The sequence below is a fragment of the Methylobacillus methanolivorans genome (assembly GCF_044751345.1).
Lineage (GTDB): Bacteria > Pseudomonadota > Gammaproteobacteria > Burkholderiales > Methylophilaceae > Methylobacillus > Methylobacillus methanolivorans.
The window spans coordinates 98,018-121,109 of sequence record NZ_JBIWXY010000001.1 but is presented as its reverse complement, the minus strand read 5'-3'; the positions used below and the strand labels follow the sequence as shown (position 1 = coordinate 121,109).

26 protein-coding genes and 1 tRNA gene are annotated in these 23,092 nt (G+C 53.3%); 21 read left to right on the top strand and 6 right to left on the bottom strand.

Annotated elements, in window-relative coordinates; translation table 11 throughout:
- The first annotated feature begins 51 nt into the window (after nt 1-51).
- From ACIKP9_RS00620 to ACIKP9_RS00520, 21 genes are all read left to right on the top strand, one after another.
- On the top strand, nt 52-750 hold the full coding sequence (locus tag ACIKP9_RS00620) for a beta-ketoacyl synthase chain length factor (RefSeq protein ID WP_400877915.1): 699 nt from the start codon (nt 52-54) through the stop codon (nt 748-750).
- Complete coding sequence (locus tag ACIKP9_RS00615; protein ID WP_400877912.1) at nt 734-1,546, top strand: lysophospholipid acyltransferase family protein; 813 nt, start codon at nt 734-736, stop codon at nt 1,544-1,546. The genes ACIKP9_RS00620 and ACIKP9_RS00615 overlap by 17 nt, the downstream gene beginning before the upstream one ends.
- Complete coding sequence (locus tag ACIKP9_RS00610; RefSeq protein ID WP_400877910.1) at nt 1,497-1,757, top strand: phosphopantetheine-binding protein; 261 nt, start codon at nt 1,497-1,499, stop codon at nt 1,755-1,757. Before ACIKP9_RS00615 ends, ACIKP9_RS00610 begins: the two co-directional genes overlap by 50 nt.
- A gap of 76 nt (nt 1,758-1,833) precedes the next feature.
- The gene (locus ACIKP9_RS00605) at nt 1,834-2,079 is read left to right on the top strand and encodes an acyl carrier protein (RefSeq protein ID WP_400877907.1); all 246 of its coding nucleotides are present in this window, start codon (nt 1,834-1,836) and stop codon (nt 2,077-2,079) included.
- A gap of 3 nt (nt 2,080-2,082) precedes the next feature.
- Nucleotides 2,083-2,658, top strand: coding sequence for a COG4648 family protein (locus ACIKP9_RS00600; protein ID WP_400877904.1), 576 nt, complete (start codon nt 2,083-2,085; stop codon nt 2,656-2,658).
- Entirely contained in the window at nt 2,658-4,004 is a 1,347-nt protein-coding gene (locus ACIKP9_RS00595; protein ID WP_400877902.1) for an AMP-binding protein, read from the top strand. Before ACIKP9_RS00600 ends, ACIKP9_RS00595 begins: the two co-directional genes overlap by 1 nt.
- Nucleotides 3,988-4,341: an ApeI family dehydratase gene (locus ACIKP9_RS00590; RefSeq protein WP_400877900.1), complete on the top strand. Its 354-nt coding sequence runs from the start codon at nt 3,988-3,990 to the stop codon at nt 4,339-4,341. The genes ACIKP9_RS00595 and ACIKP9_RS00590 overlap by 17 nt, the downstream gene beginning before the upstream one ends.
- Nucleotides 4,338-6,053, top strand: a complete 1,716-nt coding sequence (locus tag ACIKP9_RS00585) for a glycosyltransferase family 2 protein (RefSeq protein WP_400877897.1) — start codon at nt 4,338-4,340, stop codon at nt 6,051-6,053. Before ACIKP9_RS00590 ends, ACIKP9_RS00585 begins: the two co-directional genes overlap by 4 nt.
- Nucleotides 6,050-7,606, top strand: a complete 1,557-nt coding sequence (locus ACIKP9_RS00580) for an HAL/PAL/TAL family ammonia-lyase (RefSeq protein WP_400877894.1) — start codon at nt 6,050-6,052, stop codon at nt 7,604-7,606. The genes ACIKP9_RS00585 and ACIKP9_RS00580 overlap by 4 nt, the downstream gene beginning before the upstream one ends.
- Nucleotides 7,599-8,015, top strand: a complete 417-nt coding sequence (locus ACIKP9_RS00575) for an acyl-CoA thioesterase (RefSeq protein WP_400877891.1) — start codon at nt 7,599-7,601, stop codon at nt 8,013-8,015. The genes ACIKP9_RS00580 and ACIKP9_RS00575 overlap by 8 nt, the downstream gene beginning before the upstream one ends.
- A complete protein-coding gene (locus ACIKP9_RS00570; protein ID WP_400877888.1) occupies nt 8,006-8,647 on the top strand; it encodes a LolA family protein in 642 nt (213 codons plus the stop codon). Before ACIKP9_RS00575 ends, ACIKP9_RS00570 begins: the two co-directional genes overlap by 10 nt.
- Before the next feature lie 45 nt (nt 8,648-8,692).
- Nucleotides 8,693-11,092, top strand: a complete 2,400-nt coding sequence (locus tag ACIKP9_RS00565) for an MMPL family transporter (protein WP_400877885.1) — start codon at nt 8,693-8,695, stop codon at nt 11,090-11,092.
- 8 nt (nt 11,093-11,100) lie between these two features.
- Nucleotides 11,101-11,670: a DUF3261 domain-containing protein gene (locus tag ACIKP9_RS00560; RefSeq protein WP_400877882.1), complete on the top strand. Its 570-nt coding sequence runs from the start codon at nt 11,101-11,103 to the stop codon at nt 11,668-11,670.
- A complete protein-coding gene (locus tag ACIKP9_RS00555; protein ID WP_400877880.1) occupies nt 11,663-12,835 on the top strand; it encodes a beta-ketoacyl-[acyl-carrier-protein] synthase family protein in 1,173 nt (390 codons plus the stop codon). The genes ACIKP9_RS00560 and ACIKP9_RS00555 overlap by 8 nt, the downstream gene beginning before the upstream one ends.
- Nucleotides 12,832-13,305 (top strand): ApeP family dehydratase, encoded by a 474-nt coding sequence (locus ACIKP9_RS00550; protein ID WP_400877877.1) that lies wholly within the window; start codon nt 12,832-12,834, stop codon nt 13,303-13,305. Before ACIKP9_RS00555 ends, ACIKP9_RS00550 begins: the two co-directional genes overlap by 4 nt.
- Nucleotides 13,302-14,045 (top strand): 3-ketoacyl-ACP reductase FabG2, encoded by a 744-nt coding sequence (locus ACIKP9_RS00545; RefSeq protein ID WP_400877874.1) that lies wholly within the window; start codon nt 13,302-13,304, stop codon nt 14,043-14,045. Before ACIKP9_RS00550 ends, ACIKP9_RS00545 begins: the two co-directional genes overlap by 4 nt.
- Nucleotides 14,045-15,274 carry a beta-ketoacyl-ACP synthase gene (locus tag ACIKP9_RS00540; RefSeq protein ID WP_400877871.1) on the top strand — a complete coding sequence of 410 codons (1,230 nt, stop codon included), beginning with the start codon at nt 14,045-14,047 and terminating at the stop codon, nt 15,272-15,274. The genes ACIKP9_RS00545 and ACIKP9_RS00540 overlap by 1 nt, the downstream gene beginning before the upstream one ends.
- A gap of 38 nt (nt 15,275-15,312) precedes the next feature.
- Nucleotides 15,313-15,729, top strand: a complete 417-nt coding sequence (locus tag ACIKP9_RS00535) for a hypothetical protein (RefSeq protein ID WP_400877868.1) — start codon at nt 15,313-15,315, stop codon at nt 15,727-15,729.
- 23 nt (nt 15,730-15,752) lie between these two features.
- Complete coding sequence (locus ACIKP9_RS00530; RefSeq protein ID WP_400877865.1) at nt 15,753-16,958, top strand: beta-ketoacyl synthase N-terminal-like domain-containing protein; 1,206 nt, start codon at nt 15,753-15,755, stop codon at nt 16,956-16,958.
- A gap of 37 nt (nt 16,959-16,995) precedes the next feature.
- The gene (locus ACIKP9_RS00525) at nt 16,996-17,448 is read left to right on the top strand and encodes an excinuclease ABC subunit A (RefSeq protein WP_400877862.1); all 453 of its coding nucleotides are present in this window, start codon (nt 16,996-16,998) and stop codon (nt 17,446-17,448) included.
- A gap of 55 nt (nt 17,449-17,503) precedes the next feature.
- Complete coding sequence (locus tag ACIKP9_RS00520) at nt 17,504-17,950, top strand: Sbal_3080 family lipoprotein (protein ID WP_400877859.1); 447 nt, start codon at nt 17,504-17,506, stop codon at nt 17,948-17,950.
- A gap of 9 nt (nt 17,951-17,959) precedes the next feature.
- On the opposite strand, the gene ACIKP9_RS00515 is transcribed toward ACIKP9_RS00520, so the two are convergent.
- From ACIKP9_RS00515 to pheS, 6 genes are all read right to left on the bottom strand, one after another.
- Nucleotides 17,960-18,658, bottom strand: coding sequence for a class I SAM-dependent methyltransferase (locus tag ACIKP9_RS00515; RefSeq protein ID WP_400877856.1), 699 nt, complete (start codon nt 18,656-18,658; stop codon nt 17,960-17,962).
- Between the two features lie 119 nt (nt 18,659-18,777).
- A tRNA-Pro gene (locus ACIKP9_RS00510) sits at nt 18,778-18,854 on the bottom strand.
- Between the two features lie 85 nt (nt 18,855-18,939).
- Entirely contained in the window at nt 18,940-19,362 is a 423-nt protein-coding gene (locus ACIKP9_RS00505) for a MerR family transcriptional regulator (protein ID WP_400877853.1), read from the bottom strand.
- Complete coding sequence (locus ACIKP9_RS00500; protein WP_226757146.1) at nt 19,343-19,645, bottom strand: integration host factor subunit alpha; 303 nt, start codon at nt 19,643-19,645, stop codon at nt 19,343-19,345. Before ACIKP9_RS00500 ends, ACIKP9_RS00505 begins: the two co-directional genes overlap by 20 nt.
- 26 nt (nt 19,646-19,671) lie before the next feature.
- Nucleotides 19,672-22,026, bottom strand: coding sequence for a phenylalanine--tRNA ligase subunit beta (gene pheT, locus ACIKP9_RS00495; RefSeq protein WP_400877849.1), 2,355 nt, complete (start codon nt 22,024-22,026; stop codon nt 19,672-19,674).
- A gap of 26 nt (nt 22,027-22,052) precedes the next feature.
- Complete coding sequence (gene pheS, locus ACIKP9_RS00490; RefSeq protein ID WP_400877846.1) at nt 22,053-23,036, bottom strand: phenylalanine--tRNA ligase subunit alpha; 984 nt, start codon at nt 23,034-23,036, stop codon at nt 22,053-22,055.
- Between the last annotated feature and the right edge of the window lie 56 nt (nt 23,037-23,092).

Sequence of the window (23,092 nt, the reverse complement as noted above, 5' to 3'; positions counted from 1 at the left end):
AATCCCGAGGTTTTTCAATGCTCACTATTCAATGCCTGGGACAAACCTGCTGTGACACCCTCTGAGAACAAGACCATCCAGTGGTCAATGCCGCTCGCCTCCTGGGCATACTGGCATGAGGGCATGGATGAGCCACCCGCACTGGAACTGCAATTCATCGAATCAAGCTTACGACGCAAGCTGAGCCCACTGGCAAAACAAGTGTTGTCGATTGCACACCGATGTGCCAGTGCATATCCCGGCTGTCGCATCATTTTTGCCTCACGCAATGGAGACATCAGCCGCACCACGACACAATTGCTTCAAATGCTAGAAGGAGAACCTCCTTCGCCGACCAGTTTCAGCATGTCGGTGCTGAATGCCACAGTAGGCGCCTATTCCATTGCCACCAGCAATCATGCACCGAATACCGCCATTGCAGCCAGTGCATCCAGCCTGGGCTTCGGGCTATTGGAAGCCCACATGCAGATGCTCAACCAGCCCGCGACACCCATCTTGTTTATCTATGCCGATGAACCACCGCCTGCCATCTACCAAACCAGCGATGCAGATATGCCGGCGCATGCAGTAGCCATGCTGTTCAACGTGCTGACGACACACGCACTGGCCTGCCGGATCACGCCCCGCACTGAACCAGAGAGCCAACAGGCACAATCCATGGCGATGATAGATTGCCTACGGCATGGCAGCGCCAGTTGGCAAGGAGAATGCAGACGTTGGGAATGGCAACTCGATGAAAAACAAGCTTAGTTATATTTGGCGCTTGATCGCCACGGGCTTCTGCTTCATGAGCTTCAGCCTAGGGGCGCTGCTACTCAGCCTGCTGGTGTTTCCTTTGCTGTTTTTGCTCCCTGCGAAATCACGTCCCAGAAAAGCACGGCGTATCATCAGCCTAGCCTTTCGCTTATTTCTATGGCTCATGCAAGCTCTGGGGTTGCTGAAAATCGACATGATCAATCAAGAAAAGCTGGCTGCCACCCCTAGTTGCCTGGTGCTCACCAACCATCCGACACTGATTGACGTCGTTGCCTTGATTGCGTTGATGCCCAATGCCAATTGCGTTGTCAAACAAGCCTTGTGGCAGCACTTTTTTATCGGTGGGGTGGTCAAGGCAGCCAACTACATCAGCAACGATGATCCCGAAGCACTGGTAGCACAATGCGCAGATGATATTGCGCAGGGCACACCCTTGATCATCTTTCCCGAGGGCACCCGCAGCGTCCCTGGCAAGCCATTAAAGTTCAAACGTGGTGCAGCCTACATTGCCATGCACGGTAAACTCCCTGTCACGCCTGTGCTGATCAGTTGCAGCCCCCCTACATTAACCAAAGGGGAAAAGTGGTATAAAATTCCGCCCAGGAAGGTTTTTCTACAGATCCGAGTTATTGACCCGATAAGAATAGACCAGTGGGCTAACCCTGGCGATCCTCCCAGCCTGGCGGCACGCCAGGTGACAAACCGATTGGAACAATACTTTACCGAGGCACTCAGCACACATGGAAGCACTACGTCAGGAGATCAAGGCACTCATCATCAAATCGCTTGATCTGGAAGATATCACGGTCAACGATATTGAAGACGATGCCCCATTGTTCGAGGCCAGCGGGCTAGGACTGGATTCGATAGATGCACTGGAACTGGGTGTTGCCTTGCGCAAGCAATATAATCTCTCGATTGAGGCGAACAATGCCAATAACCGCGAGCACTTCCAATCTGTCAGCAGTTTGGCTAAATTTGTCGCGCAGCAAAGTAATTAATTCGCCCCGCAATTGCCTAGGTTAGGGAAATGCAACACCCCAGGCAATATGCACAATAATAAATACGGAACATCAAATGACCGATGCAGAAATTCTTGAACAACTGAAAACCATTTTCAAAGACACGTTTGAAGTCGATACAGACAGTATCACCATGGATACTCACCTATTCCAGGATCTGGACCTGGATAGTATTGATGCGGTTGACCTGGCCATTAAGCTGCAAACCATGACAGGCAAGCGCATCAAGCCCGAGGACTTCAAATCCGTACGTACGGTAGGTGATGTTGTCGCCACGGTGCATACCCTGCTCGCCGCCTGATGAATGGCAAATAGTCCGGTATCCATCAAACCAGGCATCGCCTGGCTCTGGGTTGGCTATCCAGTCCTGATGTTTCTTGGACTGCAATTTATCGAACCACGATACCTCGCCATGATATTAGGCATCGCGCTGCTGCTGAGATGGCGCAACAAGCTACCGAAGTTGTTAAAGCAATGTTCACGACTACAAAAGCTACTCGCATTGGCGCTACTGACCTGGATCATTGCCACCAGCATTAGCAACGACGAAGAACTGCTACGCAGCTATCCTGCCCTGATTAGCATAGGCATGCTGATCCTGTTTGCCGTCACGCTGAAATGCCCGCCTAGCATGATAGAAATGATCGCGCGCGTGCAAGACCCTCAGCTGCCGACGGCTGCCATTGCCTATACGCGCAAGGTTACCTGGCTATGGTGCGGATTCTTTGCTCTGAATGGCAGCATTGCCCTCTATAGTGCGCTATACGGCAGTCGCGCTTTCTGGGTGCTGTACAACGGTGTGATTTCTTACATCTTCATGGGCCTGCTACTAGCTGGGGAATGGTTATGGCGCCACCACATCCTGAACAAGGAGCGCTGATGACCACTCTCCTGCTCAGCCAGATATTCAGCACAACCCACCCATCGCCGCAACGCATTTGCCACGATGGCGAACAATACATTGCATATGACACCTTGCGTGAACATATCGCCGCATTGTCAGTAGCATATCGTGCCCAGCCTGAGAAACGCTGGCTACTTGCGGAGCCCTCTCCACTTCCATTCTTGGTACGTCTATTTGCCTTGTGGCACGCGGGCAAGGAAGTCGTCATCCCGCCCAATTTTCAGGCTGGCACCATCCACTCGATGCAGCGTGCATCCATGAACAATGCCAGCAGCATCTTGCCTGTTAACGACACGCCAACACTCCCACCGCTGGACAGCGAGCAATGCCATCTACACCTGTACACCTCAGGCACTACCGGTAACCCTAAGATCATCAGCAAGACGCTGGCACACTTTGAGCGCGAGATTGCTATTCTGGAGCAATTATGGGGAGCGCAAATAGGCGCTGCCAGCGTGGTGGCCAGTGTGCCTCACCACCATATCTATGGCCTGTTATTTCGCTTGTTGTGGCCTCTGGCCAGAGGTCGTATTTTCGATTGCGCTACCGCCACCCTGCCCGATCACCTCCTGCAACGTAGCATACTACTAGGCGATTGCATCTTGGTCTCCAGCCCGGCCCAACTCTCAAGGCTGCCAGCGCTGCTGCCACTAGCCGCGTTATCGTCGCAGGTGAAGATGATTTTTTCCTCTGGCGGCCCTTTAGGCCATGACATAGCCCAACGCTACACCCAGGAATATGGGCAAGCACCGATGGAAATATTTGGCAGCACGGAAACTGGTGGCATTGCCTGGCGGCAACAGGCTAGAGATGCTGCCTGGACGGCTTTTCCCGGCATGCAGGTATCGCAGGACGATGATAGCGCGCTACTGCTACAATCGCCCATCCTCGCCAACGAAACGCCAATTCGCCTGGAGGATGCCATCACTATCGCCCCAGACCAGCGTTTTACCCTGCAAGGCCGCTTGGATCGCATCGTCAAGCTGGAAGAAAAACGCCTATCGCTAGCTGCAATGGAGCAAACGCTAGATAGCCATCCCTGGGTAAGCCAATCCGTTGCACTCGTCGTGCAACGCCAACGTCAAGCCATCGGTGCTGTCGTGGTGCTCAACCCAAGCAAACAGGATGAATGGCAGGGCGTGAGCAAACCTGAGTGGGTCAGGCAACTACGCCAGTTCCTGGCACAACATTACGATCTGGTGCTATTGCCAAAATATTGGCGCTTTGTGCATACATTGCCTATGAATGAACGCGGCAAGCTGAGTCTGGATACCATTTATCACCTGTTCGAGGAGCAAGCTGCACATGAATCGCTTGCCTGAGATCACGGCTATCCAGCATCAAGGTGCGCATGCAGTGACCTTGTCGCTGTTGGTACAGCCGGAATTACATTATTTTCCCAACCATTTTCCCGATTACCCCCTGCTGCCTGGCGTCGTGCAACTGGATTGGGCCATCCATTTTGGGCGGAAAACCTTACAAGCAAAGGGTGACTTCTGCCGCATGGACAACATCAAGTTCCAGGCAATTGTCCAGCCTGGGCAAAAGCTGGACCTGCACTTGCAATGGCATGCCGAAAATGGTCGCCTTGAGTTTGCCTACAAGCAGGATGAAAAGACCTTTTCCTCTGGCGTCGTGGTCCTGGCAGTCGCGTCATGAACTTCAAGCCCTGCATCCTGATCCCGATCTACAACCACCACGCCACCATAGGCCAGGTGGTCAGCAAGCTCACGGCTTATGGCTTGCCTATCTTCATTGTTGATGATGGCAGCGACACAACTACGCAGCATATCCTCGCCACCCTCGCGGAATCACAGGCATTGGTACAGTTGCACAGGTTACCGGTCAATGGTGGGAAAGGCGCAGCTGTCATGCATGGCATGCAGCAAGCCTATGCCGCTGGTTTCAGCCATGCCTTGCAGATTGACGCAGATGGTCAGCATGACATCGCCGATGTTCCCCGCTTTCTCGCAGCCGGTAGTCAGCAAGCAGACGCAGTCATCTGCGGGCAGCCAATCTATGATGATTCCGTGCCCAAGGGTCGGTTGTATGGCAGGTATATCACCCATTTCTGGGTCTGGGTGGAGACATTATCGTTCTCCATCGCAGATTCGATGTGCGGCTTCCGCCTCTATCCACTTGCTGCGACTTGTGCGCTGATACAGCGGGTCAACATCCCCCGCCGCATGGATTTCGATATTGCCATTGTTGTGCACCTAGCCTGGCAAGGCTTGCCGTTCCACAACATCCGCACCCGGGTCATTTATCCAGAAGATGGTATTTCGCACTTCCGCATGCTGGCAGATAACCTCAACATCAGCAAAACCCACAGCAAGCTGTTCTTTGGCATGCTATGGCGTTTGCCTACACTGCTACGGCGCAAGCTTTTTCCCGCAGCCAGCACCGTACAGCATTGGTCGAAAACGCCAGAGCGCGGCTCCACACTTGGCATGAGCATCATCGCCCGTAGCTATAGCCTGCTAGGTAAACCCGTTGCCACATGGCTGCTTTATCCTGTCGTCGCCTATTTTTTCCTGGTCAATCGCCAGGCACGGCAGGCGTCAACAGATTACCTTGCACGCTGGCAACAATTCCACGGCACACAAGCCCAGGCATCGCTCCCTCGCTGGACCTCCAGCTATCGCCACATGCTGGCGTTTGCCCGTGCCAGCCTTGATAAGCTAGGTGCATGGATGGGAGAAAGCATCAATGCCGAGTTTGCCGCCAAAGATGAAATGGAAGCATTGCTTGCCTCCGGCAAGGGTGCCATGTTGGTCGGAGCGCACCTGGGCAACCTGGAAATGATGCGTGCGTTGGCATCGCTACAACATAAAACCACCATCAACGCCGTGGTTTACACAGATCATGCGGAGAAATTCAATCGACAACTCGCCAGCAGCAATCCGCGCTTCCAGGTCAACCTGTTACAAGTGACTAGCTTTGGCGCAGATACCGCCATCATGCTCAAGAACAAGATAGATCAAGGCGAATTGCTGGTCATTGTCGGCGATAGGACACCTCCTGCAGAAAACGGTCGCATCAGCACAGCGTCCTTTCTCGGTAGCCAGGCCCCATTCGCCCAAGGCCCCTGGCTGCTCGCCAGCTTGCTCGAATGTCCGGTTTACCTGTTTTTCTGCTTAAAGCAAGACAAGCGTTACCATATCCATTTTGAACCATTCGCTGAACGTATCACCTTGCCCAGGCAAGACAGGCAAGGAGCCTTGCGCCAATATATCCAGCGCTACGCGCAACGGCTGGAATATTATTGTGGGCTTGCCCCGCTGGAATGGTTTAATTTCTATGATTTCTGGGCTAGCAATCAGGCACAACACGCTGCCTCACCCAATACCAAGACGACATCCAGCCTATGAATAAGCCAGTAAATTTATCCGCAACATCGGCCAGCGTTACCATTGGCCAGCGCCAATTGACGATACAAGAAGTATTGCAGATAGCCCGTGGCGGCCATGCCGTAACACTATCCACCGAGCCAGCATTCAGGCAGCGCATTGAGCAAGGTGCGAATCTGCTTGCCGGACTGCTTGAGAACAACGGCAGTGTATATGGCGTTAACACTGGCTATGGCGATTCATGCACCGTCAATATACCGCCCGAGTTAGTGGCGGAACTGCCATTGCACCTGACGCGCTACCACGGTTGCGGATTAGGAGCTTATCTTGATGACGAAGCCACGCTTGCCGTGCTGGTTTGCCGCCTCAACTCACTAGCGCGCGGTTACTCTGCGGTGCGCTGGCCTCTGCTGGAACAACTCACGCACCTCATCAATCACCGCATCCTGCCGCAGATTCCCGAAGAAGGCTCCGTCGGCGCCAGTGGCGATCTCACGCCATTATCCTATGTTGCCGCAGCCCTGGTAGGCGAACGTGAAGTGCGCTACCGGGGCCGATTACAGCCAGCGGCTGATGTACTGCAATCATTGCAACTGAGCCCGATCAAGCTCGCGCCCAAGGAAGGGCTGGCGATCATGAACGGCACGGCGGTGATGACTGCTCTGGCCTGCCTTGCTTGGCAACGTGCAGAATATCTCAGCCGCCTATGCTGCCGCCTGACCGCCATGGCCTCCGTGGCGTTACTCGGCAATCGCGGCCATTTCAACCCACGCCTGTTTGCCGCAAAACCACATGCCGGGCAGAACCAAGCAGCCGCCTGGATTTTTGCTGACCTCTCCGATGAAAGCAATGCCGTCATTCGCCTGCAAGACCGCTATTCGATTCGCTGTGCGCCGCATGTGATCGGCATTACGCGTGATGCCCTGGGCTGGATGCAACGCGATATTGAAAACGAGCTCAATAGCGCCAATGACAACCCCTTGATAGACCCAGACACTGGAGAGCTTTTGCATGGCGGCCACTTCTACGGCGGGCATATCGCCTTTGCCATGGATAGCCTCAAAAATGCGGTAGCCAACTTGGCTGACCTGATGGACAGGCAATTGGCACTATTGGTAGACAGCCGCTACAACCACGGCCTGTCGCAAAACCTCTCCGGCAGCCAAGGCGAGAGAGCCGCCATTAATCATGGCTTCAAGGCCGTGCAAATAGGTGCTTCTGCCTGGACGGCCGAGGCACTCAAGCTCACCATGCCAGCCAGCGTATTCTCGCGTTCGACCGAGTGCCATAACCAGGACAAGGTAAGCATGGGAACTATCGCAGCCCGCGATTGCCTACGCGTACTAACCCTGACCGAGCAAGTCGCCTCCGCATTGATCATGGCGACCTGCCAAGGCATTGCCTTGCGCCAGCAGCAACAAGCCACCCCGCTAACAGCAGAGGTCGCTGCATTCATCAAGCAATGCCAGTCGCACAGTGCCTTCCTGGATGAAGACAGGCCGCTGGAAGCCGAACTGCGCCACTTCTGTGAACTCATCCGCAACGAGCACTGGGAGTTGTATTCGCATGAGTGAGATCAGCGCCACCATCACAGTGGAAGTGCCTTTCCACGATGTTGATGCCATGAACGTGGCATGGCACGGGCATTACGTGAAATATTTCGAGGTTGCCCGCTGCGCCTTGTTGCGGCAATTCAATTACGACTATCCGCAAATGCAGGCCTCAGGCTACCTGTGGCCAGTTGTGGAATGCCACCTGAAATATATCAAGCCTGCGATTTACGGCCAGACACTACAGGTGACCGCAACGTTGCTGGAATATGAAAACCGCCTCAAGATCGCATACGCGATTCACGATGCAGCGTCGGGAGAACGCCTGACCAAAGGCTACACCACCCAACTGGCTATTGAAGCCTCTAGCATGGAGCTGCAATTCGTTTCCCCCGCTGTTTTGATCGAGAATATCCAAGCCCTATGTCGATAATGCCCCTGATGCTTTGCCGTTTTATATTGCTTGCTACGCTGTTTAGCCCATTGCATGCCTGGGCAGCTGAGGATGCCCTGCTCACACAGATTGCCTCACAAACCGCGCAGCATGAAGTCGTGCAAGCCAGATTCACCCAGCATAAACAAATGGCGGCCCTGAAACGCCCATTGATCACGGAAGGTCGGCTAGTTTACTCTCGGGCCCATGGCGTACTGTGGCAAATCGAAAAACCCTACCGCATCACTTATCTTCTCGGTGAGCAGCAGATCGTGGAAATTGCCGCCGATGGTAGCCGCAAGCAGCGCGGCATCAAAGACATCCCAGGATTGGCACAGGTCGGGCGTATCTTCCGCGCCATGCTCGGTGCGGATACCGCCACGCTACAAACACAATTTGAGGTGAAGGCCAGTGGCCAACCGACTGCATGGGATATCACCCTGCAACCGAAGCAAGCACAAGTGCGTCAATTCCTCACGGCCTTACAGCTCACCGGTGGGCAATTCGTTCAGACCATTCATATCGACGAAGCCAGTGGTGACCAGACCTTGCTCAAGTTCAGCGATACACAGGCCACCAGCCTCCCGTCAGCCGAAGACCTGCGACTACTGGAAAGCATCAAGACAAAATGATGCTCTTGATGTCATTCGCTAGCGCATTGGTACAGTCAATATCCCATGGCTGATTCAAAGATCATTCCCCGGCTTGATGCCCTGACGCGGCGCGCGATTGTATGGCTGATACTCGCCATTGCCGCCGTATTGGGCTGCGCCTTGCAAATGCAGGGGCGGCTTCCGGTTGAGACCAACCTGCTGGCCCTGCTGCCCACAACGGAACGTAATCCGGTCGCGGAAACAGCAGTCAACAAGTTAGCCGAGGCAGCAGGCAACCGTGCAGTATTCCTCATCGGCCACCCTGACTCCGAACAAGTATTCCCCGCGACCCGTGCATTTGCCGATAGTTTGCGCAATAGCGGGCAATTCCGTCATGTGCTGGCAGATATTCCACCACTAGACCCAGCAGCACTGACCAATACCTTCCTGCCATACCGCTTTCAGTTGCTTAGCCCTGAAGACCGCCAACAGTTGCAACAAGTCGCGGATCACCCTTATCCCCTGCTGGAAGACAAGTTGCAAAATAAGCTGTATGCCCCGTTTCGCTTCGGCATCAGCCTGCCTATCGCGCAAGATCCCATGGGATTCATGGATCGCTGGATCGCCAGCCTGCCGTTGAAAAGCCTGCAGCTAGAACCTGAAAATGGCATGCTCACCCGTGAAATCGATGGCAAAACCTGGGTGTTTGTCAGTGCAGAGTTGACTGGCTCTGCCTACAGTGCTGAATTGCAGCGCAGCGTGATGGCTGCAGTTTCCCAGGCTGAAACGCACTTGCTGGCACAGTCCCCGGATTCCACACTGCTGCGCACAGGCACGATCTTCTACGCTGGTGCAGCCCATGCAAATGCCGAAGCGGAAGTGCACCGCATCAGCATAGTGTCGCTACTTGGCATGCTGGCCCTGATGTTCCTGGTGTTTCGCTCAATCCGCCCGCTACTGCTCGGCCTGCTATCTGTCGGTTTCGGCATCAGCGCCGCTTTGGCCATCACCTTGGCTGTGTATGGCGATATACACCTGATCACACTGGTATTTGGTGCCAGCCTGATTGGAGAAGCCATTGATTATGCCATCCAGTATTTCGCCGCTCACCTCGGTGCGGGGAAAACCTGGGAGCCAATGCAGGGCTTACGCCGTATCCGCGCCGGGCTCATCATCGCCCTGGTCACCAGTCTGATGGGCTATGCTGCGCTAGCACTAGCCCCCTTCCCGGCCTTATCGCAAATTGCGCTGTTCGCGCTGGTCGGCCTCTGCGCAGCCTGCTTGTCGGTGTTCCTGCTGCTACCGGCCTTCCTGCGCCAGCCTAGTCAACGTGACGTCAACCGCGCCATTACCCTGCCACAGCATATCCTGCTGAAGTGGCAACACCAGATACGACCTAGCCATTGCCTGTTTGCCAGCCTGCTGATCCTGTTGCTGGCCATACCGGGATGGATGCAACTGCAGGCCAATGACGATGTGCATATCCTGATTTCCAGGCCAGCTGATCTGGTAGCGCAGGAAAAAGCCATTCGCCACATCATTGGCTTTGACAATAGTAGCCAGTTCTTCCTGGTTGAAGGCCGTGATACAGAGACCTTGCTGCAACATGAGGAATCCTTGGTCGCTCGCTTATCCGTGTTAGTACAGGGCGGAGCACTAGGCCATTTCCAGGCTATCAGTAGCTTTGTGCCCTCTCAGCAGCGCCAGGAGGAAAACCTGGCGCTTTGGCAGCCCATCATGCAGGATGAGCCAAGCTTTGAGGCGCTGTTATCAGAAGCAGGCCTGCGTGATGAAATTGCCCTCGCACAAATCCAAGCCTTTCAAAACGCCAATCATCACTGGCTAACTGTGGAGCACTGGCTAGATCAACCTTTGGCTAAGCCCTATCAATTTCTCTGGCTGGGCAATACCGAACATGGCCTTGCCAGTATCGTGTTGCCTCAAGGCATAGAAGACACCAGCGTATTGGCCCAGGCGGCCCAGGGATTGCCAGGCGTCACTTTTGTCGACAAAGCCGGCAGCGTAAGCGCACTCTTCCATCAGTATCGCCAATGGAGCATTGGCTGGCTAGCCATTGCGATCACCCTGATCTTCGGCGTCTTGGCATTACGTTATCGCTGGCGACCCGCCCTGGTGATCCTGCTGCCGACCTTGCTGGCGATGGTGGTGACGATGAGCCTATTTGGCTACCTGGGCATCCCGCTCACCTTATTCAATATGATGAGCCTGATGCTGATGCTGGGCATCGGCGTGAATTACGCCATTTTCCTGCGTGAAGGCGGTGTTCATCGCGCCGCGACACTGGCAGGCGTACTGCTTTCCGCTGGCACCACCCTGCTTTCCTTCGGTATGCTGGCATTCAGCCAAATGCCAGCATTATCAAGCTTTGGCCTGACATTGCTGCTAGGCATCGCCATATCAGCCCTATTAGCCCCTATGCTCTTGAGCTTTGATCAACAGCTTGAAAAACCGGCCAGCCCATGAATACCAACATGCCTAGCCTATTACTGCTCATATTGATGGCTTGCCTCACCGCATGCGCATCCACCTCGCCCAACTGCACCAGCCTGCCTGGCGGTGGCCGCTATTGCCTGCAAGCCACGACCATGGCGCCAGCGTTTGAAGTGCAGCAACAAGTGGTCGCGAGATTTCGTGATCAGCAAGAGACCATGATTGCATCAATAGAAAACGATGCCCAACAGCTGGATTTTGTCGGCCTTACCCCGTTTGGCCAGAAGCTGATTCACATGCGTTACGACAACCAGACAACGATCGCCCTGCAATCCCCAGACCAGCGCCTCCAACCTGCCATGATGCTGGCATTGCTGCAATTGGCACTCTGGCCTGCCGAGGCCGTGCAACAAGGGCTGGATAACAACTCCCTGGTCAGCACGCAAGACCATGAACGTAGTATTACTCATCGCGGCAAGCTGGTCATGCAAATTCATTATGAACAGCCGGACACACCAGGCGCTGATATGCAGATCAGCCTGCCCGAAGCTTCCCTGCATCTCAATATCAAGCGGCTAGAAAGCGCTAGCGAGGAGGCTACGCGTGAGTAGCGGCTATTACTTGCATGGCTTAGGCATTATCAATGCCCTCGGCAGTGGTGCCGAGGCTGTCGCACAAGGCTTATTCTCGGGGAACACCAGCGGCCTCATGCAGGACACGCAGTGGAGCAATGGCAAACCCGCCATAGTAGGCCGCGCCCGTGGCGAACTGGTGACGATACCTGCTGCACTTTCCCATTTGGCCAGCCATAACAATGCACTGCTACTGACTGCCTATCAGCAAATCGCCACCATCGTAGATGCAGCCATCCATCAATATGGACGGCACCGCATTGGAGTCGTGCTCGGCACAAGCACGTCAGGTATGGCAGAAGGAGAAGCTGCGCTCAGGCAATGGCAACAAAGCGGTACCTTACCCCCAGGTTATCGCTATCTACAACAAGAACTAGGTGCACCTGCGCTATTCCTCAGCCAGTACCTTGAGCTACATGGGCCAGCTTATACCGTTTCCACCGCCTGCACCTCCAGCGCGAAGGCATTCCAATCGGCACGCAATCTGCTCAAACACGACATTTGCGATGCCGTCATCGTCGGTGGTGTAGATAGCATGTGCTCGCTGACCATCCAGGGATTCACCTCGCTGGAATCCACCTCAAGCACCTTATGCCAACCCATGAGCCAACATCGTCAGGGCATCAATATCGGCGAGGGTGCTGCATTGTTCCTACTGAGTCGTGAACCGGGTGATGTTGCCCTGCTTGGTATCGGTGAAACCAGCGATGCCTATCACATGTCAGCCCCATCGCCAGATGGGCAAGGCGCAGAGTCCGCCATGCGTGCCGCCCTGGCAGATGCGCAACTGCAACCTGAAGATATTGATTATCTCAACCTGCATGCCACGGCTACACTCAAAAACGACGAAATGGAAAGTCATGCCGTCTCCCGCGTGTTTAGCCAAGGCGTACCTTGTAGCGGCACCAAGCCGCTCACTGGGCATACGCTGGGAGCAGCAGGTGCCACTGAACTGGCGTTCTGCTGGCTGGCATTACAACATGGCATGCTGCCACCACATTGCTGGGATCACGCTTGGGACGATGCATTACCAAGACTTCAGTTGGTAGACCAATCTACCCGCTTGGCTCCCCGCATCTGCATGAGCAATTCCTTTGCCTTTGGCGGCAGCAATGCCAGCCTGATTATTGGTCTATCCTCATGATGACTCCTACCCCTAAAGCTTTCCCCGCGCCAGAAACATTGCTGATGCATAGCGGCGATATGCTCTTGCTCGATCACATCACGGCATTTGACGCAGAATGCACCATGGCAACATACCGACCACAAGCCCAGGCTTGGTATGCCGACCCAAACGGCAACATGCCAGCCTGGATGGGCATAGAGCTCATGGCGCAAACCATTGCAGCCCATGTCGGCCTGCTCAAGCAACAGCAAGGCTTACCACCGAAACAGGGCGTACTACTAGGCACCAGACGTTATCATGCTCATGTTCCAGCGTTTGCTGCCGATACACTTCTGGAGATCAAGGCCAGTGTTGCTTTTCGCGACGATAGTGGCTTAGGCGCTTATGACTGCGTCATCAGCAACGCGGCAAGCGTTGTTGCTGAAGCGACACTCAAGGTTTATGAGCCTGAAGACTTTCAATCATTTTTACAAGGAAACACGCCATGAACGCCCAAGCCAACAAGAGGCGCGTATTGGTCACCGGCTCTAGTCGCGGTATTGGCAAGGCGATTGCCTTGCGGCTCGCGCAAGCAGGCTTTGCCGTTACCATTCACTGCCGCAGCAGCCGTCGTGAAGCCGAAGAAGTTGTCACGCAGATTACAGCAACAGGCGGCGCTGCCGACATCGTGCAATTTGATGTTGCTGACCGTGCAACCACACGACAAGCGCTAGAGCAAATGGTCGCAGATCATGGGGCCTACTATGGCATCGTCTGCAACGCAGGCATTTCGCGGGATGGCGCATTCCCTGCCTTATCAGAGCAAGATTGGGATGATGTCGTCCATACCAGCCTGGATGGCTTCTTCAATGTTGTACAGCCCTTGACCATGCCCATGGTGCGCATGAAACAGGGTGGCAGAATAGTCACCCTGGCCTCGGTATCCGGTGTCATGGGTAACCGCGGCCAAGTCAACTACAGTGCCGCCAAGGCCGGGCTGATTGGGGCCACCAAGGCTCTTGCCGTTGAGCTGGCCAGCCGTAAAATCACTGTCAACTGCGTTGCTCCTGGCCTGATTGCCACCGACATGACTGAAGAGTTGGAGTCCCTGGAGCACGCCCTCAAGATCATCCCCATGAACCGGGTGGGGGATGCAGCAGAAGTGGCGGCCGCAGTGTCGTTCCTCATGTCTGACGAGGCATCGTACATTACGCGCCAGGTACTCGGCGTCAACGGCGGGATCATCTAATGAAACGCGTTGTCATAACTGGCATGGCAGGTATCACTGCCCTGGGACAAGACTGGCAAGAGATCAAGCAGGTGTTGCGTGCCGGGAAAAATGCAGTGCGCTTGATGCCAGAGTGGGATTACATCGAAGCACTAAACACCAGGATTGCAGCACCTATCGATGGCTTCACCACACCCGCCCACTACTCACGCAAGATGACGCGCTCCATGGGTCGCGTTGCTTTGCTATCGGTGCGTGCCAGTGAAATGGCGCTGGAAGATGCTGGCTTACTTAATGATCCAGTCATCAGCAATGGCAGCATGGGGATTGCCTATGGCTCATCCTCCGGCAGTGTCGACCCAGTCAAGGTATTTGCTCATATGCTGGAAACCGGCTCCATGCAAAACGTCACCTCTACCAGCTATATCGAGATGATGCCGCACACCACCGCAGTCAATATCGGCCTCTATTTTGGCCTCAAAGGACGCGTCATTCCCACCTCCAGCGCTTGCACATCAGGCAGCCAGGCTATCGGCTATGCCTATGAAGCCATCCGCTATGGCAAGCAAACCATGATGCTGGCTGGCGGCGCCGAGGAAATGTCCGCGCCCAGCTCTGCCGTGTTCGACACCTTGTTTGCCACCAGCGGTGCCAACGCCAAGCCACATACTACGCCACGCCCGTTTGACCGTGACCGTGACGGGCTGGTCGTCGGTGAAGGCGCTGCCACCTTGATACTGGAAGAGTACGAACATGCCAAGGCACGCGGAGCACGCATTTATGCGGAAGTTGTGGGCTTTGGCACTAATTCCGATGGCCGTCATATCACCCAGCCAGAAGCAGAAACCATGGCGGTCGCCATGCAGCAAGCACTGGCAGATGCTCAGTTACCCCCGGAGGCGATTGCTTACGTCAGCGCACACGGTACAGCCACTGACCGTGGCGACATGGCCGAAAGCCATGCCACTCACCAGATATTTGGCACCCGAGTGTCCATTAGCTCCATGAAAAGCTATCTGGGCCATACCCTAGGCGCTTGTGGTGCGATTGAGGCCTGGTGGGGAATCGCCATGCAGCAGGATGGCTGGTTTGCGCCTACATTGAACTTGCAACATCCCGATCCACAATGTGCAGAGCTTGACCACATCATGGGCCATGGTCGCGATATGCAAGCGGAATATATCATGAGCAATAATTTTGCCTTTGGTGGCATCAATACTTCGATCATTTTGAAAACTTGTATCGATTAACAAGCCATCATCACAATGACTAAAAGGGGAAACATATAATGAAATCCACGCTCAGCCTGTTATTGTTGCTCGCCAGCATCATCATGAGCACGCCAGCCTTGGCCCGCTCTACTGTTCCAGCCATCAATCTGGACAATATCGCCATTACCTCGGCGAGCGGCGCTTCGCTCAAGGACAGTGATGTCGAGCAAGCCATCATTACCGCTGCTGGGATTAACCAGTGGTCGATTACCAAGAAAGAACCCGGCGAGATCATTGCCAAGCTCGTGGTACGCAATAAGCACATGATTGAGGTAAAGATTCTATATTCCGCAACACAATATTCACTGCTGTATTCCGGCAGTGACAACATGAAATATGAATTAAAAGATAGCACGACCTATATCCACCCGTTTTATAACAAATGGGTTGCCGCACTGCGCGAATCGATTGACCGCGAATTATTGCGCCGCTAAACGATAGGGAGCCTGCTGCAAGCATGCGTAGAGTAGTTGTTAGTGGGATGGGTATTGTCTCCTGCCTGGGAAATGAGATGGATGTCGTTTCACAAGCCCTGCAACAAGGGCATTCTGGCATCCGCTACCAACCGGAATATGCCAGCATGGGCTTGCGCAGCCTGGTGGCTGGCATACCGGATATCCATAGTCTGCCCCCTATCCCGCGCAAACATCGACGCTTCATGGCAGATGCTGCCTTGTATGCTTACCATGCCACGAGCCAGGCGATTGCAGATAGCCAACTAACGCCATCTTTGCTCAGCCAGCCTCGTACCGGCCTAGTGATTGGCTCAGGGGTAGGCTCACCATGGGAACATCTGCAGGCCATGGATGACCTGCGCCAGCACGGCATGCATAAGATACTGCCTTATGCCGTACCGCGCATCATGGGTAGCACCGCCTCAGCATCCCTTGCAACCGCATTCAATATTGAAGGGATAAGTTGCTCAATATCGTCTGCCTGCGCCAGCTCTGGCCATGCCATTGGTTATGGTGCCGAGCTTATCCAGTTTGGCAAACAAGATATTGTCATCGTTGGCGGCACAGAAGAAACCACCTGGGCAACAACCGCCCCTTTTGACGCGATGGGCGCATTGTCCGTGAAATACAACGATGCCAGCGCATCACGCCCCTATGACCTCAACCGCGATGGCTTTGTCATTGCCGGAGGTGCGGGCATATTGGTGCTGGAAGAACTGGAACACGCACGTGCGCGCCATGCTCCAATCTATGCAGAAATCAGTGGCTTTGGCACTTGTTCTGATGGCATGGATATGGTCACGCCATCAGCAGATGGTGCTGCACGTGCCATGCGGCTTGCACTAGCTGGGCACGATACCGCCAATATTGACTATATCAATGCTCACGCGACTTCCACACCGCTTGGCGATATTGCCGAACTCAATGCCATTCGCAGTGTGTTCCTGGACCACCTGCCACTCATATCATCGACCAAGGGCTTGACTGGCCATCCGATTGGCGCGGCAGCGGCGCATGAGGCGATTTACTCAATCCTGATGATGCGCGATAGCTTCGTCGCAGGTTGTAGCAATATAGAGACTCTCGATCCGCTTATCGGCAACATGCCTATCCTGCAAGAAACCCTTCACCAATCCGTACATCGCGTTCTATCCAATAGTTTTGGCTTTGGCGGCACCAATGTCAGCTTACTGTTCCAATCCCTATAATCACCCACTTGCCACAAATACCTCAGGAGGAAACACCATGAATAATATGCTCAAACATACCGTACAGGTCGTCACCCTATTAGCAATGCTGTTGCCGGGCACACATGCTTTTGCCCGCGATGACCAGAAAATGCACCCGATCGAAGAGGCATTGAATAGCGCTGCCGCCAAGGAAAAACTAGATCCTGCAATCAAATTGTATTTTGGCAATCAAGCCACGCCCGCCATAGAAAAGAACTACGGCGAATGGAAAACCAACAAGAAAACCAATGGCTTCAATAAATCTGACCGTGAAGCCTGTGAATGGACACTGCTAAGCGCATTACTTGAATTACAAGATCGCGCCCGCAAGGAAGGGGGCAATGCCGTCATCAAGATCAAGAGCAATTACAAAAACCAGGAAACCTCTAGCGAGACAGAATACATGTGTGGCAGCGGTACATTGATGTCCGGCGTTGCCCTGAAGGGCGAAGTCGCCAAGCTTAAATAGCTTTATTTACCTCTATCAATAGCAGTCACCCTAACTTAGATGCTGCACCACGGCAATGCCTACAGAAAAACAACTCATGACTCAAATGTTAAAACACATTATTCCTGCACTGATGATGATCAACCTGACAGCGTGTGCTATCCATCAGAAGGTCAAGCCCGTAGAGGTGCTTCAGGAAAAAGAAGTTTGTATTATTGAAAACCCGGCAGTACGCGCTGGCTTTCTCGACACATATAAACAAAGCCTGATGAGCAAGGGTTATCATCCTCGGCAATTACCCGCATCATCCTCATTAACTACGTGCCCGATCAGCTCAACTTACACTGCAAATTGGCGCTGGGACCTGGCCCTTTACATGGAATATGCTGAAATCAAGGTATACGAGCAAGCAAAGCCAATTGGGGAAGCCACTTACAACTCACGCAATGGTGGGGCCAGCCTAGGGAAATTTATAGATGCAGAAAAAAAGATTCGGGAATTGGTCGATCAATTATTCCCATGATTTCAACAACTACAATGGCTTTATAGCCACGGCATTTACCAAGGTTTCTTCCCGCTTTTCCGGTACAGGAACTCCAATCCATTCAAAGAAACCGCTATCCGGCCTGCTCCACCATAAGAATGGCAAGGAAATACGCTCTTCAGGGAGCGTAAAGCCGGCCTGACGGATCATGGCAATATATTCTTCCGCTGTTTTTTGCACATGCATGGGATGGCGAAACAGCAGCCGTATCTGCAAGGAATAAATATAACGCTTGGTCGACTCAGCAAACAAAAGCACGCCACCGGGTTTGAGCACACGGAAAAACTCTGCCATCGCCTCCTGCTGGTTCACAATATGGTGAAAAGTCTGGTGGCAAAACACCATATCAAAGCTGTTATCTTCCAGGCCCTGCATCAACGATGCATTACCAGCTACCAATGTAACCGGCACCTCGCAGGCTTGAGCTCGAGACTGTGCACGTGCTGGAAAGTGAGGGTCAGCATCAAATCCGACGATCTCTAGCGGCTGGAATCGTTTTGCCAAGGCAGTAAATGAATGTCCAAATCCACAGCCTACATCCAAGATACGGGCATACTGATGCCCTGTGGGAAGCAAGCGCTGCAAGTCATTCAATGCTCGCTCTAATACTCTGAGACGCCACATATTGGTATTGAGGAACCAATTCCCAAAACGCGTTTCTTCGACAAACGGCAGTTTTAAACTCATGTGACCCAACGACCCTTTCACAGCGTTGCGGCAATAAAAAAAGCCAGAAATTCTGGCTTTTTATCAACTCAAGAAAATCCCGATATCTGAATGATTAAACGGACTTTCTTATAAAACTTTGGTCGGGACGGTGTGATTCGAACACACGACCCCTTGCACCCCATGCAAGTACGCTACCAGGCTGCGCTACGCCCCGAACCCAGGTTTTCGGCAGGGCCAAAAACAAGAAAAAGATTGTATCAAAAATACCGGATTTAGCACAGGTAAAAATAGGGCTTTATTCAGTGTGGACTCAATAAATTCAGCACTTCGCGCAGTTCTGAACGTAGTGCTGCAAAATCAACCGCGGGAGTAGTTGATTGCACAGCGGCAGCGACTTGAATATCGGCAACAGATGGTTCATGAATACTACTTTCATGAGACAAGCCATTGCCATTACTTTCATCCAGGCGATTACGCGCACCACTGATGGTAAAGCCTTGCTCATAGAGCAACTCACGTATGCGCCTGATCAGCAAGACTTCATGATGCTGATAATAACGGCGGTTTCCACGGCGCTTTACGGGCTTGAGCTGGGTGAACTCCTGCTCCCAGTATCGCAACACATGGGGTTTGACCCCGCACAAATCACTGACTTCACCAATGGTGAAATAGCGTTTTGCAGGGATCGGCGGGAGCTGAACCTTAGGCGCTTGCTCCGGCATATGCCTCCTCTACCTTGCTCTTAAGCTTTTGGCTAGCATGGAAAGTCACTACGCGGCGAGCAGTGATAGGAATCTCTTCGCCTGTTTTGGGATTGCGGCCTGGGCGCTCAGACTTCTGGCGTAACTCGAAATTGCCAAAACCCGAGAGTTTGACGCTATCGCCAGCTTCCAGTGCTGTACGGATTTCCTCGAAAAATGCTTCTACCATGTCCTTGGCTTCACGCTTGTTCAAACCTACTTGTTCAAACAGTAAATCAGCCAAATCAGCTTTTGTTAATGTCATGCAAAACCTTTCCCTACTACTTTATTCTAATTTCTTAATGATGCACCATGTTGCTGAGCCAATAAATCCAGCAACTCGGCCATCACTGCATCGGCTTCTGCATCGGTCAAAGTTTTTTGAGTATCTTGCATAAGCACAAGAAATGCAAGGCTTTTTTTCCCTTCAGCAATGCCTTTACCCTGGTAAACATCGAACAATGCAATGTCGCTGATCAAGGTATTTTTGCTAGTCCGCATGGTGTCGATTAATGCCTGGATAGAAGTAGATTCATCCACCACCACAGCCATATCACGACGTACCGGAGGGAACTTCCCTACCTGCACATATGATGCCACCTGAGATTGCAGCAAAGGCTCAATATCCAGCTCAAATAAGATGGCGCTCCGGGGCAATTGATAATGCTGTTGCCACTTGGGGTGTAACTTGCCTATCCAACCGATAGCTTGGCCATTGACCAAGATTTGCGCAGTTTGACCAGGATGCAGGGCTGGGTGTTGTCCAGCGACATATTGAGCGCGGCCATGGGTCAGGAGATCTACTTCCGCCTTCACATCGAAGAAATCGACTTCACGCGCAGCCACAGCCCATTGTTCTGGTTCAGCACTGCCATAAGCCAGGCCAGAAATACGGCCCACCTCTCGATACCCTGCATCTTCGGCAAAATAAGCCGAGCCAATTTCAAACAGGCGCACACGCTCCTGCTTGCGGTTGAGATTATAAATCAAGGTTTCCATCAAGCCAGCCCACAGCCCCGTGCGCATCACACCCAGGTTGCTCGCGATAGGATTTTTCAAGGCAATCGCATTAGCGTTACCAAGGAAGTCACGCTCCCAGCTTTCATCAACAAAGCTGTAGCTCACAATCTCCTGGTAACCACTGGCCGCCAAGCTATCGCGCAAACTGTTTCGGCTCAGCCTGGACTCTGACGATGGCAACATGCGCTGTTCATCCTGTGGTGCCAGTGCCGGAATATTGTCATATCCATGCAGGCGGGCTACCTCTTCGATCAAATCCTCCTCAATCTTGATATCGAAACGATAGCTAGGAGGCGTCACCTCGACACCGTCTGCAACCTGCTTAAACTGGAAATCCAAGCGCTTAAGCAATGCAGCCACCAGCGTTGCATCCAGCGTAATACCCAGTACAGAATTTAGACGACTCAAGCGCAAACGCACGGCCGGACGCTCAGGCAACTGATGCAATACCTCGGTCACTGGCGCTGCCTGACCACCACAGATTTCCAGCACCAATTGGCTGGCGCGCTCCAGAGCCTGTACGGTATTGCCAAAATCAACACCACGCTCGAAACGATAAGAGGAGTCAGTAGAAAAATTTAATCGGCGCGCCTTGCCCACGATCACTGCAGGGTCAAAGAATGCACTTTCCAGAAAAATATTGCGGGTAGTATCACCCACCGCGCTCGCTTCGCCGCCCATGATCCCGGCCAATGCCAAAGGCCCCTGATCATCTGCGATCACTAGAAACTCATCGCTCAAAGTTAGCTGCTGATCATTCAGCAACAACAACTCTTCGCCTTGACGTGCATAACGCACCTGAATGCCGCCTTGGAGCTTGTCTGCATCAAAAGCATGCAAGGGCTGGCCCTGCTCCAGCAAGACGTAATTGGTAATATCGACAATCGCACTGATACTGCGAATCCCACTGCGTTCCAGCCTGCGTACCATCCACTCTGGCGTTGCGGCATTGGCATCCACACCTTGTATCAACCGGCCTGCATAACGCGGACAAGCCGCTGGCTCGTTCACATTGACGGCCAGTTGCTGTGTATGGCTGGCTGGTACTGAGTGAATGATAGGCAGCGCTAATGTTGCGCCAGTCAAGGCACTCACATCGCGCGCAATCCCGGCAATACTGAGACAATCGGTACGATTAGGTGTCAGCTTGAGGGTGAGCAGCTTGTCATTGAGGTCGAATAAGTCGCGAATATCCTGGCCTACTTGTGCATCTGCCGCCAGCTCTAATATGCCCTCACTCTCCTCGGCCATGCCCAGCTCTTTGGCAGAGCACATCATGCCGAAGGATTCAACGCCGCGAACCTTGGCCTGCTTGATCTTGAAGCCAGGTAGCTCTGCACCTACCAGCGCACAAGGCGCTTTGAGCCCAGCGCGCGCATTGGTCGCACCGCATACGATTTGTAGTGGCTCGGCGGCACCGACGTTGACCTTGCAGATTTGCAGGCGATCAGCGTCTGGGTGCTTCTCGGCACTGATGATTTCCGCCACAACAACCTTGGTGAAATCAGGAGCAACCGGCTCCAGCTCTTCCACTTCCAGACCCGCCATCGTGAGAGCGTGGCTCAGACCCTGGCTATCCAGGGTTGGATTTACAAATTGGCGCAGCCAGTGTTCAGAAAATTGCATAGTATTGATCTGTCCAAAAATAGGGGCTAAGCGAATTGCTTCAAGAAGCGCAAATCGTTTTCAAAGAACAGGCGTAGATCGTTCACGCCATACCGCAACATGGTTAGGCGCTCGACCCCTAGGCCGAAGGCAAAACCGCGGTACTTTTCGCTATCAATACCGACATGGCGGAACACTTCTGGGTGCACCATGCCACAGCCGCCAATTTCCAGCCAACCGCCGTTCCAGCTCATATCCATTTCTGCGGAAGGCTCGGTGAATGGAAAGAAGGATGGACGGAAACGCACCTGCAAATCATCGCGCTCAAAGAAGCGTTGCAGAAAATCTTGCACTACACCCTTGAGGTTAGCGAAACTGATGTGCTCATCCACCCACAAGCCCTCCACCTGATGAAACATGGGGGAATGCGTAGCATCGGAATCAACACGGTATACGCGGCCTGGCGCAATGATCTTGAGCGGTGGCGTCTTGTCCTGCATGTAATGCACTTGTACCGGCGAGGTATGAGTACGCAATACATGCTTTTCATCGACATAAAAAGTGTCGTGCATCGCGCGCGCAGGATGGTCTTCAGGGATATTGAGCGCTGTGAAATTGTAGAAATCGGACTCGATTTCCGGGCCTTCTGCCACTTCAAAACCAATCGAACGGAAAAGTTCCTCCACACGCTTCAAGGTCAAAGTGACCGGATGCAAGCCACCAGTGCCTGCATTACGGCCAGGAAGCGTGACGTCTATTGTTTCGCTGGCCAATTGGCGATCCTGCTCCGCCTGCAAAATAGCATCACGGCGTTGCTTGAGTGCAAACTCAACTTGCTGCTTGACAACATTGATGGCAGCGCCTGCGGCAGGACGCTCTTCTGCAGACAACTTGCCCAAGCCTTTCAAGGCCTCGGTCAGGCTGCCGCTTTTACCCAAGTAACGTGCCTTGGCCTGCTCAAGGTCGGCGATACTGGCACAGCTTGCGAAGTCCTGCTGCGCTTCGCTGATAATGTGATCTAGATTTTGCATGTTACGGTTTTGTCCTCACGGATGCTTTCACAAACAACCACTCTTCAAATTGATGC